Source organism: Eubacterium sp. 3_1_31 (assembly GCF_964249515.1).
GTDB lineage: Bacteria > Bacillota_I > Bacilli_A > Erysipelotrichales > Erysipelotrichaceae > Longicatena > Longicatena caecimuris.
On the sequence record NZ_CAXUBY010000057.1, the window covers coordinates 1 to 16,939 of the forward strand.

The 16,939-nt window shown below is 37.8% G+C and carries 13 protein-coding genes; all 13 read right to left on the reverse strand.

Annotated features, from left to right (window positions below; all coding sequences use genetic code 11):
- Nucleotides 1-266 precede the first annotated feature (266 nt).
- Nucleotides 267-1,796 (reverse strand): response regulator transcription factor, encoded by a 1,530-nt coding sequence (locus ACESSZ_RS14960; protein WP_008689813.1) that lies wholly within the window; start codon nt 1,794-1,796, stop codon nt 267-269.
- Complete coding sequence (locus tag ACESSZ_RS14965; protein ID WP_008689814.1) at nt 1,796-3,286, reverse strand: sensor histidine kinase; 1,491 nt, start codon at nt 3,284-3,286, stop codon at nt 1,796-1,798. The genes ACESSZ_RS14960 and ACESSZ_RS14965 overlap by 1 nt, the downstream gene beginning before the upstream one ends.
- Entirely contained in the window at nt 3,283-4,221 is a 939-nt protein-coding gene (locus tag ACESSZ_RS14970) for a sugar ABC transporter substrate-binding protein (RefSeq protein WP_008689815.1), read from the reverse strand. The genes ACESSZ_RS14965 and ACESSZ_RS14970 overlap by 4 nt, the downstream gene beginning before the upstream one ends.
- Nucleotides 4,222-4,873: 652 nt before the next feature.
- The gene (gene ptsP / locus ACESSZ_RS14975) at nt 4,874-6,574 is read right to left on the reverse strand and encodes a phosphoenolpyruvate--protein phosphotransferase (RefSeq protein WP_008689816.1); all 1,701 of its coding nucleotides are present in this window, start codon (nt 6,572-6,574) and stop codon (nt 4,874-4,876) included.
- 114 nt (nt 6,575-6,688) lie between these two features.
- Nucleotides 6,689-6,970 (reverse strand): MG284/MPN403 family protein, encoded by a 282-nt coding sequence (locus tag ACESSZ_RS14980; RefSeq protein WP_008689817.1) that lies wholly within the window; start codon nt 6,968-6,970, stop codon nt 6,689-6,691.
- A gap of 119 nt (nt 6,971-7,089) precedes the next feature.
- Nucleotides 7,090-7,281: a hypothetical protein gene (locus ACESSZ_RS14985; RefSeq protein ID WP_008689819.1), complete on the reverse strand. Its 192-nt coding sequence runs from the start codon at nt 7,279-7,281 to the stop codon at nt 7,090-7,092.
- The gene (locus tag ACESSZ_RS14990; protein WP_499842877.1) at nt 7,278-8,660 is read right to left on the reverse strand and encodes an ABC transporter ATP-binding protein; all 1,383 of its coding nucleotides are present in this window, start codon (nt 8,658-8,660) and stop codon (nt 7,278-7,280) included. Before ACESSZ_RS14990 ends, ACESSZ_RS14985 begins: the two co-directional genes overlap by 4 nt.
- Nucleotides 8,660-9,646: an ABC transporter ATP-binding protein gene (locus tag ACESSZ_RS14995; RefSeq protein WP_008689822.1), complete on the reverse strand. Its 987-nt coding sequence runs from the start codon at nt 9,644-9,646 to the stop codon at nt 8,660-8,662. Before ACESSZ_RS14995 ends, ACESSZ_RS14990 begins: the two co-directional genes overlap by 1 nt.
- 11 nt (nt 9,647-9,657) lie before the next feature.
- The gene (locus ACESSZ_RS15000; protein WP_008689823.1) at nt 9,658-11,511 is read right to left on the reverse strand and encodes an ABC transporter permease subunit; all 1,854 of its coding nucleotides are present in this window, start codon (nt 11,509-11,511) and stop codon (nt 9,658-9,660) included.
- A gap of 11 nt (nt 11,512-11,522) precedes the next feature.
- Complete coding sequence (locus ACESSZ_RS15005) at nt 11,523-12,488, reverse strand: ABC transporter permease (RefSeq protein ID WP_008689825.1); 966 nt, start codon at nt 12,486-12,488, stop codon at nt 11,523-11,525.
- A 97-nt stretch (nt 12,489-12,585) separates the two neighbouring features.
- Entirely contained in the window at nt 12,586-14,370 is a 1,785-nt protein-coding gene (locus ACESSZ_RS15010) for an ABC transporter substrate-binding protein (RefSeq protein WP_499842878.1), read from the reverse strand.
- A gap of 454 nt (nt 14,371-14,824) precedes the next feature.
- A complete protein-coding gene (locus ACESSZ_RS15015; protein ID WP_008689827.1) occupies nt 14,825-15,172 on the reverse strand; it encodes a hypothetical protein in 348 nt (115 codons plus the stop codon).
- Between the two features lie 111 nt (nt 15,173-15,283).
- A complete protein-coding gene (locus ACESSZ_RS15020) occupies nt 15,284-16,696 on the reverse strand; it encodes a spore germination protein (protein WP_017144566.1) in 1,413 nt (470 codons plus the stop codon).
- Nucleotides 16,697-16,939: the final 243 nt, after the last annotated feature.

Sequence of the window (16,939 nt, forward strand, 5' to 3'; positions counted from 1 at the left end):
TTATTTTTAAAGGCTCATCGCTAAAGCTCTACGGAACCCCCAGACTATCTGGGGGTTTTCTCATACAAAAAAGTCATGTTCTGGGAGTAACATGACTTTTTTAAAGAAAAAGGATTCATCTAAGGCTGGCTGGTAACAGCCTTACATTATGGTATTGCAGATAGTATTATTATAGTCTCTTTATCTGCATTTTTATTATAGAATGAAAAAATAGTAAAATTTAGCTATCTTTAGCAATTCTTTGTGTTTAACCCCATACAAAGCTATTATTCCTTGTTCTCAAAGGTATTTTTATATACCTTTGGGGTAACGCCGGTATAATTTTTAAATACTTTAGTGAAATAATTTTGCCCTTGGAATCCTACTTCATAAGCGATTTCTTTTATACGTTTATTTGTTTTCAGTAATTCTTTACTAGCCTCTACACGTCGTTCACTCACCAGTTCCGTAAATGTTTTATTCAAAGAGCTGCTGAGTAATTTGGAAATATAATAAGGTGATACCTGTAATGCATCTGCCATATCACTCAATGTAATTTGTTTACGATAATTACTGTCAATATAACGAATGGCATGACGTACCAGTAAATTCGTATTACGGAATTTCTCCTCAGCAATCAGATCATACAAGCGATGTATTTGCATATGTAAATATAAAGGTACTTCTTGGTGAATACTGCTTGTCACACGCAAAGGTGTAATTTTGACTTTAGTAAAATCAATTTCCGGATATTGTTTTTCACAACTGTTTTTCAAAGACGTAATTAATTCAGATACATCTTTATACAATTGTTCTTTTTCCTCCTGAATCAGTTGAAGACTTAATTGATTCAAATGTTTTTTTAAAGATTCTTCATCCATCTTCTGAAATGCTTTCATGAATACTTCTACCTGTGTAGCAATATTTACCGCATTTTCTTCACTGCTTTTTTCATCTTCCATCAATAGCTTCAAAGCTGGCTGTGCCTGAGCACTTAATCGATCTCTCGCCAAATCAAAGGAATGATGAAATTTTATTAATTCACAAACAATAGGACCAATACCAATTACGACATCTTTATATTCACTACGCAAACCATCGATATATCCTGCCAGCTGTCGGACTTCCTGTTGGTCAATCGGACGCTCAAAAAGGATAAAGAAAATTTGCAGTCCATGAAACAATTCTTTGATACAGCGATATCCCTGCTTTTTAAAGTTTTCACAAATGGTATCCATGGCTGTGGTATGAAAAGCACATGTCAAACTCTGCATGATCATACAAAAACCACTACAGATATGGGGACTTAATAGTCGTAAAGAACGTTTTAATTCTAATTCGTTCTCATTTGAGATGATCGCATACAAACATTCATTTTCAACTACCGGAGTAATTTTTTCAATCTTCTCCAATAATTCATCATGCTGTTGCTGCTCTTTACGTTTTTCTCGATGCTGGTGTATCAATCTATCTACGACTTCTTTCAAATGTTCTATGTTGTATGGCTTTAAAATAAAATCACTCACACCTAGGCGAATGGCCTCTTGTGCATATTCAAAATAGTTATAACTGGATAATACAAGGAAGGAAGTGTCTTGTTGCTGTTGTTTGATTCGCCGTATGACCTCTAAGCCATTGATTCCCGGTATATTGATATCGGCTAAGACAATTTCCGGCTTTTCACGTTCAAAAACATCCAGTGCTTCTTTCCCGTTTTTCGCCATATACAATCCTTTTAAAGTAAAGTTATCGTGTAAGATTTTATAAAGTGTCTCGCGTTCAATTTGCTCATCCTCGATTATTAAAATTTTATACATCAGGAACGCCTCCTTAGATCAATCTTAATATTAATCTCAAAGCCACAGTTTTCCAGACTATTGATGATAATGCTTACTTCATCACCATAAAATTTCTTCAAGCGGCTGGTAACATTGTATAAGCCCAGATGCACACGATCATCGCTTCCTTTGGCATAATCATTTAAAATTAATTTTTCCAATTCATCTGAGGCCATACCAACACCATTATCACTTACACTGATGATTACATGATCGTTTTGCTGCGTAACCTCAATCATGACCTCACCATCTTCCGTAACATCCTGTAAACCATGGAGAACTGCATTTTCAACAAGCGGCTGTAAGATCATGCCTGGCATGCGTATATCAGGAAGATCCTCTTCTGCCTCGACAATAAAGCGAATGCGTTCTCCATAACGTTTCGCCTGAATATAATTATAGTTTTCAATAGCCGCTAATTCTTTTTTCAAACTGCTGATGCGGCTTGTATTATCCAAAGCATAACGCAACAGACGGCTGGTGCGTTCCATCAGTTCACTTGTTTCATATGCACCTTCACTGTAAGCCTTTTTATAAATCATATTCAAGGTATTAAATAAGAAATGGGGATTAATTTGATTTTGCAATACCCGCAATTCGCTTTGCGCAAGCAGTTCATCTTTTTTCAAATTTTCGTTTTGCTGCTCCAATACACGTTTCTCTAGATCGGATTTATCATTCGCATATTGAATATTTTTTTGTATACTTCTTGAAAGGTCCTCCAACGCCAAACAAAGCACATTCATTTCTTTGTTTACATTGGAAATTTTTGATAAGTCGTATTCACCCATTTTAATGCGATTCATATTATTCATGATTTTCTCAATCGGATCTGTCATCGAACGAATCATCGTAATGGAAAAATAAGCAAGCCAGGTAATCACAAACAGAATAAAGAATAAAGATACTAGATGCAGCGTTCGCTGATTATCATTTACCGCAATTTTCTGCAGCTGCATATCTTCGGTTACGATATCATAATATTCTCCACTTGTCTTTGCTATCAGCTCATATTCATGTATTAACTTCTGATACTTCTGATTAAAGTCTTCTTCTTGCTGTAGATTACTGGCAATGACCAATTCAGCATCGATATAATACTTATCAATCATATTCTGCAAGAGTTCAAAACGCCATTTTCGCTCATTCCCTTTTAGGCTCAGCATGATCTTATCTATGTTTTTTCCGGATGCATTATAAGAATCACGAAAAGCTTTATAATTTGCATCACTGGGCTGATATAAATAGACCTGAAAATTATCATTCATTTCCTTCACATGAAAATAAAAGCCATTTAAATCATTGTAGCTCACATAGGTATCATTAAACTTATCGATAATTCGTATATTCAGCATGACATATGTCGAACAAACAAAGGCTACAATGACGATTAACATGAGATTGTAATTAAAAATCTTATCGCTGAAGCTTTCCAGCTGATCATTATGACGCAACCACCGTTTCATCATTCCTTCAGCTCCTTTTCATATGTTTTTAGATTTCCTTTATTAAGCAATAGAATTTGCGCTGGCTGAAGCTCTTTCACCGGTTCTTTTCCATTTCTTACATACTCATATAACATCTCCACGGAATCATATCCGTAACGATAAAAAGATGTAACTATGCTTCCGGCAATTTTACCTTCTTTGATCATCTTTACCGTATCATCCATATCATCAACACCATAGATCAGCAGATCATCTTGCATATTCAGATATTCACGCGCCATCACACAGCCAATCGCACTTTCACCGGCAAAATTTAGCGTGATATTTAAATTTTTTTCTTTTTGCAAAACGCTGATCCATTCATTACGTGAACGGGATTGATCTGACTTAGATTCACTGATTGCAACAATTTCAAAACCGCCCGGATGTTTTTTAAATACCGTACGGACGGATTCAATCTGCTGTTTGGCCAAATCGAAATCTTGTTCCGATACCTGAATTCCTATGCGCAGATGTTCATTCTTTCCTATCCGTTTTTCAATATCCGTCAAAAGCATCTGTGCCTGTTGTTCAAAATCCTTACAAATAGTTGCAAGGGGCTTTGCGTCTTCTACCGGTGAATCAACAAGAACGATCGGTACATTTTGCTCCATTGATTCCATGATATATGTTTTCTTGATAACTCCCTGTGTAATAATACCATCTGCTTTTTTCAAAATTGCTGTCTGAATTACATCCTCCATTTGTTCTGTTGAAATTTTGATTGGTCCTTGCCAATCACATTGTATATGATGTAGATCACAAGCATCCTGCATACCGCTTTTTGCCTGCAGCCATAGGGTATGTGTAGATAATGGTGTTGCAAACACAAAATATAATGGTTTTTCTGTTTCCTTCTTCGTTGTTTGACATCCGCACAAAAGCATGAGCGATGCCGCTAGTACTGCTTTTTTCATATGTAATCCCTTTCCTCTTTTCATTATTTTAACATAGTTAAGCATAAAAAAAAATGATTCTTGAAAGGGATTGTAAGAATCATTTCTTTCCACCACATGTCGCTAAAATCAAGGTCCTCACACCATGATTCCTCATCTTTTTCCTTGAACTGACTCATGTCATAGGGTTTTCTTAAGAAAAGATGTGCATACAGATGATGCTGTACTGCGGGGTTGCTATCCGCTAATTACAAAATAATTATATCTTACGAAATAAGAAATATCTTGTCATTTTTAGCAAATTATTGTCGTAAGCGCTACAATCAGATTCTCACATCTCACATATTTTTTTAATTTTGCTAATTTCAATGCCAAAAGAGCTATGCGCTACATTTAATCTAATACAATAAGAGGTACGACACCTTCTTTTTATTGATGATTCCAACGTCCTACTTTTTAACTTACCTACTCATTAGCATACAATTTGTATCCTATTAAGCATGCGATCTCTTATCTATTTCAACATACTTCCCACACAACGATTAGCGATCCTCTTAGAATCCCTTATATTGTATTCCTAATAAAGCAAAAAAGGATATCTTTGCGTGATATTACCCTTCAAAAGTTAGACTCACTTTAGGAGGTCACTACAATAAGATACCCTTTTCAATGATTAATCCACTGCTTTTTTAACTAAATCAAGTACTTCTTCAGCAGTAGCAAGTTTTAATGCTTCATCAGCAAGTTTTGCTGCTTCATCTTTGCTTAAACCGTTTACCATCTTACGTGCTTTCAGAATTTGTGTAGCAGACATTGAGAATTCATCCAATCCCATACCTAACAGCAAAGGTACAGCATATGGTTCTCCAGCCATTGCGCCACACATACCAGCCCATTTGCCTTCTTTATGTGCACCATCAATCGTCATCTTGATTAAACGCAATACAGATGGATTGTATGGCTGATATAAGTAAGATACATGCTCGCTCATACGATCTGCGGCCATTGAATACTGAATCAAATCGTTTGTACCAATAGAGAAGAAGTCTGCATGTTTAGCAAAGTTATCCGCATTAACAGCTGCAGCAGGAATTTCCACCATCATACCAACTTCGATATTATCGGCAACCTTTACACCTTCGGCAATCAATTTTGCCTTTTCTTCTTCATAAATAGCTTTTGCGTCACAGAATTCTTTTACGGTTGCAATCATCGGGAACATGATGCATAATCTACCATAAACACTAGCACGAATCAAGGCACGCAACTGTGTACGGAAGATATCTGTACGATCCAGACACAGACGAATTGCACGATAGCCTAAGAATGGATTCATTTCTTCTGGGAATTCAAAGTATGATAATTTCTTATCTCCACCGATATCTAAGGTACGAACAACGACACGGCGTCCTTGCATACCTTCTAATACAGCCTTATATGCTTCAAACTGCTCTTCTTCTGTTGGGAAGTGATCGTTGTCCATATATAAGAATTCCGTACGGAATAAGCCTACACCTTCACCACCGTTTTTCAATACACCTTCAACATCTTTAAAACCACCGATATTACCAGCTAATTCTACTTTATGTCCATCAGTTGTGACAGATTCCGCATTCACTAAAACTTTTAATGCTTCTTTTTCTTCAGCATAAGCCTTTGCTTTTGCTTCATATTTCTTAATTGTTTCTTCATCAGGATTTACAAATACTTCGCCATCTAAAGCATCCAAGATTAATGTATCCCCATGTTCAACAGCACTCAGGATATCTCCACATCCTACAACTGCTGGTATTTCTAAAGAGTTTGCCATGATGGCAGAATGACTTGTTTTACCACCAATACTAGTCGCAAAGCCTTTTACAAATGTATTCAGCTGTGCCGTATCTGATGGTGTTAAATCATAAGCAACAATAATAGAATCTTCACTGATGCTTGATAAATCAGGAATTGTCAGTCCCAGCAGGTTACATTTCAAACGATACGTAACATCCTTGATATCCGCAGCTCTTTCACGGAAATAATCATTATCCATAGACTCAAACATAGCTACCATCTGGTTGGCAACCGTATCAGCAGCATATTCTGCATTTACTTTATCATTTTCGATCATGCCGACAATCTGTGATGCGAATTCAGGGTCACCAGCCATCATCAGATGAGCATCAAATACAGCCAGTTCTTCTTCAGACAGACGTGCTGCTGCTCTTTCTTTTACACCCTCGATATCTGTTTTTGTCTTTTCGAGTGCTGCATTGAATTTTTCAACTTCAATTGCAGGATCTCCTTCTTTTTTAACGATCTCAACTTTTGGAGATTCCAATTTGTATGCTTTTGCGATGGAAACTCCCGCTGATGCTGCAATACCTTTTAACATAAGTACATCCTCCTCTTACTCTTGCAACTTATAAAAAAAGTGTTTTATATTGATAGAAACGTGGTTTTCTAAACGCTTCCATATCTCTATCTCTATATTAAATAATAACATTTTTTAAGCCGTTAAGCAACGAAAGAATGCATGTAAAGCCATGTTTTTCTTCTTATCAAACATCTCTTTCTCATAGTTGATACACCACCAATTTTGATCTGCCGGTAAAAAATACTCATTCATCATCAATATACACTCCTCCCTTTTCAGCTTAAGCAGTGCCTGATTAATTATTTCATGCAGTTCATATAGCCTTTCAATGTCTTTGCAAGTGCGTAAATAATCACGGCGATATAATTGTGCCAGATAATTTGCTTTTGCATGCAATTGACTCATAGATTCCATGTGTCATCACTTCCCTCTACTTATCTATACGACACAAAGAGTCTAAAAACGTAATTTTTCTTCCTTTTTTATCAATTTGCCTAAAAAAAGATGTCCTGCTTTCACAAGACATCCGTATATCAACGAAGGAAAATCAGCCAGAGCACAAAATAAATAATGGCACAGGCAATCAGAATAGGAGGTAAAAACGTGATAAATGCCGCAATTACCATTGCCAACATATCATGTTTTTCCAGATCCACATCCTTTAATTTATCTTCATCAACTTTATTTAAACGATTTTTTATTTCGCGTGCCTTTTTGAGAATCACTTTTTAAGACTCCTTAAATGACATGCGACAAAGTGTTCAGGCTCAATTTCCACCCATTCCGGACGTTCACATTTACACTTCTCCATAGCATATTTACAACGTGTATGGAATTTACATCCTTTTGGAGGATTTACCGGACTAGGAATATCTCCTTCCAAAATCTGTAATTCTTTGTTATGGATATCGGTTGTCGGAATAGCATTTAATAAAGCCTCGGTATATGGATGTAATGGGTTGCGGAAGATATCTTCTGATCTAGCGCTTTCCACCATGTTACCTAAATACATAACACCGATACGATCGGAAATATACTTCACGACACTTAAGTCATGAGAGATAAACAAATACGTCAGATTCTGGGTTTCTTTCAATTCCTGCAACAGGTTTAATACCTGTGATTGAATAGAAACGTCCAGTGCGGAAACCGCTTCATCACAGACAATGAATTTAGGATTCAAGGCTAATGCACGGGCAATGCCGATACGCTGACGCTGTCCACCAGAGAACTGATGTGGATAACGATGGATGAAATAAGCCTTCAGACCACATTTATCCATGACCTCGATAATGTAATCCTCTAACTCTTTACTTCCTTTTTTAAATTTCTTTTGTCCAACTAATGGTTCCGAAATAATCTGTCCGACAGTTAAACGAGGATTCAAAGAAGAATATGGATCCTGGAAAATAATCTGAAGATCCTCACGTAAGATACGCATTTCTTCTTTTGTCAATCTTGGTAATTCAATACCATGTTCCCACATCGCATCAATCTTGGCAAAGTTCTCGTTTGAGCGATAGCTGTCTTTCATCTGTTCAATGGATTTTAAGATGGCATCATGCTTCGCTTCTGCTGCTTTAAGTTCTTCTGCACTGGCATTTTTCTTTTCCAGCTGTGCAACATTACAGCCGGCCTTATATTCTTCCAATAATAGTTTGGATACTTCGCTATAATTGTCAGAGAAAACCAGACCACCACATAAGCGATATAAATGGCGCATTGCGTCATCATAAGCATCAACAGATGTATGATTTGGATCTTCGTTATTAATCTTGCTTTCTAAATGCTTCGCTTTTTCATGTAATTTGGCCAAGTCATTTAAATCTTTTTCATAATACTTTGGTTGATATTCATATACTGTACGTCCAAAGTATACCGTATCACCGCGTGTCTGATCATATAATTGCAACAAGACACGTCCTAAGGTTGACTTACCACAACCGGATTCACCAACTAGTCCATAAGTTTCGCCTTCATGGATCGTAATGGTGATACCGTCATTTGCCTTTACATACAGCTGTTCTTTCTGTAATAAAGATTCTTTCTTGACAGGAAAATACTGTCGCAGATTTGCTATCTCAATCAGTTTTTTCTTTTCCATTACTTGTTACCTCCTCTTTTGACAGGGAAGAAACAACGAATCTGATGATTAGGTCCGATTTCCTTCAACTCAGGTTCTTCGTTTCGACATTTCTCTGTGGCATATTTGCATCGAGGAGCAAATTTACATCCTTGTGGCAATGCTAACGGATGCGGCACAGAACCAGGGATAACATCCAGTTTTTCACCACGCTTGGTATTCAAACGCGGAATGGATGTCAGCAGTCCTTCTGTATATGGATGGATATATTCGCTATCCATAAAGATATTGTCAACAGGTGCAGTTTCAACGACCTGACCACAATACATAACGGCAACATCATCTGCCATCTGATTGATAACTCCAAGATCGTGTGTGATAAACATGATTGCTGTACCTGTTTCAGCTTTTAGTTCATTCATCAGTTTTAAGATCTGCGCCTGAATCGTAACATCCAGTGCAGTTGTCGGTTCATCGGCAATTAACAGTTTTGGCTTACAAGCAAGTGCCATAGCAATCATGACACGCTGGCGCATACCACCGGATAATTGGAATGGATAGGATTTGTTGACAGTTTCCGGATTGGCGATTTTTACTTGTTTCAGCATTTCGATACTGCGTGCTTCTGCTTCCTTCTTATTTAAGCCCTGATGCAACATCAGAACTTCACTAATCTGACGATTAACAGTAAATACCGGGTTCAGAGACGTCATTGGCTCTTGGAAGATAACAGAGATATCGTTACCACGAATTTTCTGCATTTCCTTTTCACTAAGCTCAGAAATGACTTTACCCTCGAACTTGATTTCACCTTCATATATTTTCTGATTATTTTCAAATAATTTCAAGATACTCATTGCTGTCTGACTTTTACCACTGCCAGACTCACCTACTACACCAAGTGTACGACCTTCTTCAATCGACAGGCTAACACCGTTGACTGCCTTAATCAGACCTTTTTTGGTATCAAAATAGGTGTGCAGATTATTAATTTCCAGTAATTTCATGTTCTTCACCCCTACTTCTCATTCTCTTTTGGATCTAAGGCTTCACGTAATGCATCGCCGACCAGGTTAACACCCAATGCGGCAATCACGACGCAGACAGCAGGTGTGATCCATTGCCACCAATAGTTCTCGATAACGATCGCTCGCTGCGCTCCATTTAACATGTTACCCCACGACGGCATCGGTTCTTGAACACCAAATCCCAGGAAGGATAATGCAGCCTCCATCAGCATCTTATCGGCATAACTTAAGGTCATATTTACGATACAGATATTCATAACGTTTGGTAAGATATGACGAACAATGATAGAGCCTTCTTTAATACCCAAAGCACGCGCAGCAAGTACGAAGTCCTTTTCACGTTCGATCAAGATCTGTGCACGTACTAATCGTGCCATACCTGGCCAGGAGATAACACCCAAGATAATCATAATCAGATACATTTTCTGATCAGTTGATAAATCATTTCCAAGTGATGCTGATAAGGTGATAACCAAAGGCATAAATGGAACAGAACTTACAATTTCCGTAAAACGCATCAGCAGATTATCAACCTTGCCGCCTTTAAATCCGGAAATCATACCGATCAATAAACCAAGAACGGTTTCAATGATAACTGCGATGATACCAACAACTAAGGTAACACGACCACCATGCATTAAACGTGTGAAATAATCACGACCTTGAGCGTCTGTACCTAATACATAACCATCATTTCCCCATGCGTGGATTTCATTGTTGTTATCCACAGCATAATTTTGGAAATAACCACTGAAAACCTGCTTGATATTCGTTGCACTGCTAGGTACACTGATATCATTTAAGTCATCATTTCCCCATGCATACACTTTACCACTTTCACCAACAGCAAATAACGCATTACGGCTTCCGGATACATCAACGACTTTTTCATTGATTGCCGGTACACCATCACGCATATTATCGCCATTTGCACCCCATACATGGATCTTGCCTTGGTCATCAAGCGCAATACCGTTTGCATAAGACATTTTTGCTTTTACGATTTTAATGCTGCCATCTGTTAATTCTTTTGGCACATCTGAGAATTCATTACCGGAAACACCCATGGTTGCAATGGTTCCATCTTTTAATAAAAGAACCATATTGTAGCTGTTTGCATCAACAGCCGCAACTCTTCCTTGAATTTCGGAAGGTACATAATCCATGTTGTTTGCGCCGGTTGCACCTAAAATAATTACATTTCCTTTATCCGTAACAAGTGCTGTATATTTATCACTTGCCGATACATCAATAACCTTTTCATCGCTTTTCAGCTGGGCTTTGGCTTCATAAGTCAATTCTGCCTGATGGAAGTCGTTCTTACCCCAACCGATAACTTCACCGCTGTCTGTCAATGCCACCACATGACGGTCACCAGCAGCAATTTTTACTACATTCGTTCCTAAATTGCTTGGAACTTCTGTAGCTCCATCGGTATCTTTACCCCAGGCATATACTTTTCCATCATCAGTTAAGGCAACTGAGAATGTAATACCTGAACTGATTTGTACAATCTTCTTTCCTTCTAATTCTGAAGGGAAATCCAAATAACCAGTACCCGGTCCGATATTTTGCAGGATAGGTTCCTGATAAACCGGATCCATTTGACGGAACATACCGCCAATATAAGCAAAACTGAAAATACCAATGAATAAGATCAAACCAATAATGGTAAACTTATTATGTATGAAGTTGGAGAAAATGACCTTAGAAGGTGATTTGATTTCTTCCTCTTCAAATACATTTAATTCTTTTTTCTTTCCACCAAAGGAGAACAGACGTTTGAACATTCTGCCAAAGGAAGAAAAGATTGATTGCTTTTGCTTGTTGTCTTTCTTTTCCATCTGTTATCCTCCTAATCTAACTTCACACGTGGATCTACTAAAGCATACGTGATATCCGCAATAAAATTGGAAATCAAGTAAATGACTACGTAGAACAGGTTCATGGATACAACCAGCCACAGGTCACGTTTTTGCAGACCCTTCAACAAGATGAAACCTAAACCATTCCATTGGAATACGGTTTCTGTAATCATGGAACCACTAAACAGCATACCGATCTGTGTGATAACAATGGTTACAACAGGAATCAACGCATTGCGGAAAGCATGAGAATATACGATAACTTTCTGGCTTAAACCTTTTGAACGTGCTGTTCGGATGAAATCCTGACTCAATACTTCCAGCATTGCATTACGCACATAACGCATCGTACCGGCTAACTGGATGACGGTCAGGGTCGTAACAGGCAAGATCAGATGCCTGAACCAGGAAGTAATATAGGCTCCTGTAGATAAGCCTTGCTCTGGCATACCAAAAGAAGGCAGCCAGCCTAATTTGAAGGCGAAAATGAAAATAAGACATAAACCGACGAAGAATGTTGGTACACTCATACCGATTAATGAGAATACCTGCCAGAATTGATCGAAGAACGATCCTTTCTTTACGGCAGAGCGGATACCTACCAAAATAGAGATTCCTAATGAAAAAATCAAAACAAAGAAGTTTAGGAATACGGTATTCTTTAATGGTTCTGCAACTACGTTTTTCACTTCTGTTTGATATGTAGAGGATACACCTAAGTCACCATGTGCCAGGTTACCCATCCATTTTACATACTGTGTTACAACATCTTGGTCAAGTCCAAGACTCTTTCTTGCTGCTTCTACTCGTGCGTCATATGTTTCCGGTCGTCCACCTTGTACCATTAACTTCGCAGGGTCTCCAGGCATCAGCTTTGTTAAACCAAACAGCATGATGGAGATAATAAAGACCACCGGGATCAATGACAAGATACGCTTAACTGTATATCTAAGCATTGTAATTCTCCTCTCATTTATAAACACTAAGAAAGAAGATAGCTTTTTGGAGCCATCTTCTCCCTCGTGTGTTTCGATATTACTTCAGACGTACTGCTTACTCAATTGAGAAATTGCAGATACTGTTTGCCCAGTCACGGAATGGAGTAGTCTTGAATCCTTTTACCTTGCTGGCAGCGAAGTCATAGTAATCGTTCGTGTAAGTTGGAATTGTTGGCAATAAGTAGTTCCAACGTTTCTGATATGCTTTCCAGTTTTCTGAAAATTCTTTTTCATCTTTAGATGCTTTCAAGTTTTCAATAGCCTTGTTCAATTCAGCATCATTTAAACCATAAGGGTTGAAGTTTGCTACTTTTTCATATTTACCATGGTAGTCAGCTTCTGGATCTGGTACTTCGTTGAAGCCAGATGCCATGTTATATACGTTGTATTTAACTTCAGCTTTTTGTTTCTGGTAATAGATGTTCAGCATTGTTTCAAAGTCTTTAACTGTAATTTCATATTTGATACCAACCTGAGGAGCGTTCTTTGTCAGCTGCAGTTTGATATTGTCAGTAATGGTATTCTTTTCAGAACCTAAGTGTGAAATCAACAGAACTTCACCTTTGCTGTTGTAACGCAGGTAATCTTTGCTAGCTTTCTTAGCATCGAATGGAGTTTTTCCATCTTTTTCATACTTATAATCAGATTTGTCTAATGCTTTGTTAGCGTTAGCAATTGAGAAAGAATATGTGTTTAGGTTTTTGTCAACCCATTCTTTGTTGTCAATATAAACTTTCTGAGCTGCACCGTAGTCAGAGTAGCATGGTTTACCATAAGCACCCATAGCTGCCTGAGCGATCTTGTTTGTATCTACAATGTAAGCTAAAGCCTGACGTACGTTAACGTCTTTTGTAGCTCCATAGTAGCAAGATATTGGCATGTTACCATAACCATTACGTGGGTAACTAGAGATTGTGAATTTATCTCCTTGTGCTTTTACTTTATCGATTTTTTCAGCTTCGATTGCACCGGCAACGATGTCAACTTCTCCAGCAACCAGAGTATCTACATCCTTGTCCATGTCAATTGCTTTAACGGTAATCTTTTCAATGCTTGGTTTTTTACCTTCCCAGTTTCCAGCATACTCTTTATTCAGAGTTAACTGTACCTGCTGGTTCTTGAAGCCTTCAAATTTGTAAGGCCCGCAAGTTACGGTAGGGTTCTTTAAGAAAGTATTCTTTACATAATCAGCGATAGCTGCCTGATCTTTCTTAGCGATCTTAGCACCTTTGTCATCACTAGTGATCTTCACATCTTTAGCAACAACGTGAGCTGGTAATGGGTAACTCCACAAGAAGTTCTTTTCCCAGTAGTAAGGTAAGTTCTTAGCAGCGATTGTGATTGAGAAGGAATGATCATCAATCATCTTAACGCCTGAGAATGTTTCTGTTTTTCCTGCACTGAATGCGTCGTAACCTTCGATTTCGTATCCTGTTGGGTTACCATTTGCATCGATCCAAGATTTTGATGCACGCATCAAGTAAGTCATTACATAGTCATTTGCTGTAACAGGTTTTCCATCATTCCATTTCAAACCATCGTTCAGTGTAATTGTGAATGTTTTAGAACCGTCTTTGTTGTTCTTAACTGCAGGTTCACCTTTCAGTGTTACCTTCGTTTCCCATTTAATGTTTCCATCGTTGTCAACAATAACTGGGTTGTATCCATGAATTAAGTCACGGATGGATTTGTCATAAGAGTTATTTCCAAAACCTTCGATGAATTCACCGTTCATTTTGTCCTGTCCTACGACAAGTTTGTTTTCTGCCTTGCTGCTGCCACAACCAGCAAGTGAAACCGTCATTAACGCTGCGACTGCAAGAGTTAATAGCTTTTTCATATTTTTCCCTCCTATCATTCCTGATAATGACCATATTATACTCTAAAAGAATTGAAAATACAATATTTTTTCGGTCATTTTCACACAAATTGAGTGAAATTTTTTACAATTGTGTGTAACATGTTTACATTTTTGTGAAAATTACCATATGACACCGCAATGCAATTCATCATTTTCAAACATTTGTGGAAATGTGTACACCAATAATAAACAGCGCTTACGCACCTATAAATTCCATGTTTTAAAAAAAAGAGAAGTTACTTACCATCGTAAGCACTTTCTCCTACTTGTTCATTCGGTTGTAAACATATTGACTTGCCATACGGGCTAGGATATGTAGAATCCAAGCAATCATTTGGTAAGCGATACCATCAATTCTTCATGCTTTGTATTCCTTATATACATAACTTTTATTAGAATACGTGCCATCAAGTTTATATAAATCTTCTTCGTCTTATTTTTCAATGGATTTCATATATAGAAAAATACTTACTGCATTCATCACGAGATCGTTTAGGACAAGATATCCCGCTAAGGCTAAATTTTTAAATGCCAAAATGGTATAGCCTGCAAGGATGCCGATATTCAAAAATGTCAACATCTTTTGTTCTTCTTTGGTACTGGACATCATCATACGGCCAAATTCCATGACATGATAGTGTTTTAAAAGATAGCTGTCCATAAAAAGCAGTAACATCCAAAAAAATAGCTTATCCGGAGTATACGTATAAAGGAACAGTGGCATGCAGATAAGCTGTATGACACAGACCTTGATGGCTTCTTTCATGGCATTATGTTTCATTAAGATCCCTTTCCTTCCTTACTATTATAACAGAAATTTCCATAGGCGTCTGAGCGATCTGTTAATGGATCAGAAAAGGGAAGAAGCTATGACATTGCATTTCAGAGATCATTAGGAACGATTGCTACTTTTGCCACGCAGTTTTTTACGTGCAAAAATCATTTTAAAATCATGGGCATGGAAGGGAAATAAGGGATAAAAATAAGAGGTATGCGTAATCGTTTTATTAGATGCTAAAATAAAAGCCATAATGGCTAGCCCGATCCATAGTCCAAAACGTGGCAGAAGGGCAATGATGATAAGCATCATCATTCGCATAAACTTAATGGCATATCCTAATTCATAACTAGGCTGAGTGAAGTTTGCTAAGGCCACAAATGCCATATATAAAATTATTTCCGGAGCTAACCATCCGGCATTGACCGCAAAATCGCCAAGGATCAATGCCCCTATGATACTAAAGGAAGAATTTAAGGAGCTTGGGGTATTTAAGCTGGCAAGCTTTAAAGCATCTATTCCTAATTCTAGCATTAACAACTGTAAGATAATAGGAAGATTCATATTATCCTGAATTAAAGCGAATTGAAACCAATCCGGAGCGAAATCCGGATTGCAGTTAAGATAATACCAGATTGGTGTCACAAACAAGGTTAAGAAAAAGACCATGATCCGAATAAGACGTAAATAGCTTCCGGTAATCGGAGGAAGATAATAATCCTGAGCTTCCTGCACAAAATCAAAAAAAGTCGTTGGTAAAATGAGTACCGAAGGTGAATTATCAATCATAACGATGACCTTTCCTTCTAGGACATTACTGGCTGCAGCATCCGGACGTTCGCTATAGCGAACCTTAGGGAAAGGATTTAACCATTTATGTGGGACAAGCGCTTCGGCAATGCTTTCCTGTGCCATGGTTAACGCTTCTACTTGTATCTGCGATAACTTATGGCGAATATCCTGCACCAATGCATCATCTGCCAACCCTTCCATATAACATAAGACAATATCCGTTTTACTGATAGAACCGACACTGTGATATTCCATATGTAAGCGTGTGTCACGGATACGGCGGCGAATTAAGGCTGTATTAAAGACCAACGTTTCGACAAAGCCATCACGGCTGCCGCGTAAGACTCGATCATCTTCGGGCTCAGCCATACTGCGGGTAGGATATGTTCTGGCATCAATCACAATGCCTTCTTCATAGCCATCAACGATCATTAATACCGAACCGCTTAATACCGCTGTAATCTGTTTCTCTTCCTCAGCAACCACATCGGTTTCTAAATAGGAGACAAAACGATCACAAAATACATAAACACTTTCCTGTTGTACCGTTGTTTTCATATCTGCCTTTAATAAGAATTCCATCATTTTCTCTAATACTTCATCTTTAACAAAGCCATCAACAAAATATAATGTCATATGAACATCCTGCACTTGCAAAGTTTTCGCAACAATATCAAAATTTTCCTGCAAACGCAGTTTCTCATTCAGTTGTTTACATCGATCTGTATACTTCATAATATCACCTGTTGTTAAGATGCACGGATTTCCTTTTTTTATACCCATGACTGCTAACAAGGTTTTAAAAATAACTGACCATTCTCTCAAGGAGATCACATAGGTTTCTTAAACCTATTTTCCTTTTCCACAATGATCCTATCTTTCTATCTGTTTCTGCTTTTTGAATCGAGTAGGGTGAAATAAATCACCCTCTCACACCACCGTACGTACGGTTCCGTATACGGCGGTTCGTTTTAATTT

Bases quoted from the DNA above. Each gene is read 5' to 3' on its own strand.
- ptsP (WP_008689816.1), bottom strand. From the start codon at position 6,574: ATGTTAAAAGGTATTGCAGCATCAGCGGGAGTTTCCATCGCAAAAGCA.
- ACESSZ_RS14990 (WP_499842877.1), bottom strand. From the start codon at position 8,660: ATGGAAAAGAAAAAACTGATTGAGATAGCAAATCTGCGACAGTATTTT.
- ACESSZ_RS15000 (WP_008689823.1), bottom strand. From the start codon at position 11,511: ATGGAAAAGAAAGACAACAAGCAAAAGCAATCAATCTTTTCTTCCTTT.
- ACESSZ_RS15005 (WP_008689825.1), bottom strand. From the start codon at position 12,488: ATGCTTAGATATACAGTTAAGCGTATCTTGTCATTGATCCCGGTGGTC.
- ACESSZ_RS15015 (WP_008689827.1), bottom strand. From the start codon at position 15,172: ATGAAACATAATGCCATGAAAGAAGCCATCAAGGTCTGTGTCATACAG.
- ACESSZ_RS15020 (WP_017144566.1), bottom strand. From the start codon at position 16,696: ATGAAGTATACAGATCGATGTAAACAACTGAATGAGAAACTGCGTTTG.
- ACESSZ_RS14980 (WP_008689817.1), bottom strand. From the start codon at position 6,970: ATGGAATCTATGAGTCAATTGCATGCAAAAGCAAATTATCTGGCACAA.
- ACESSZ_RS14970 (WP_008689815.1), bottom strand. From the start codon at position 4,221: ATGAAAAAAGCAGTACTAGCGGCATCGCTCATGCTTTTGTGCGGATGT.
- ACESSZ_RS14960 (WP_008689813.1), bottom strand. From the start codon at position 1,796: ATGTATAAAATTTTAATAATCGAGGATGAGCAAATTGAACGCGAGACA.
- ACESSZ_RS14995 (WP_008689822.1), bottom strand. From the start codon at position 9,646: ATGAAATTACTGGAAATTAATAATCTGCACACCTATTTTGATACCAAA.
- ACESSZ_RS14965 (WP_008689814.1), bottom strand. From the start codon at position 3,286: ATGATGAAACGGTGGTTGCGTCATAATGATCAGCTGGAAAGCTTCAGC.
- ACESSZ_RS15010 (WP_499842878.1), bottom strand. From the start codon at position 14,370: ATGAAAAAGCTATTAACTCTTGCAGTCGCAGCGTTAATGACGGTTTCA.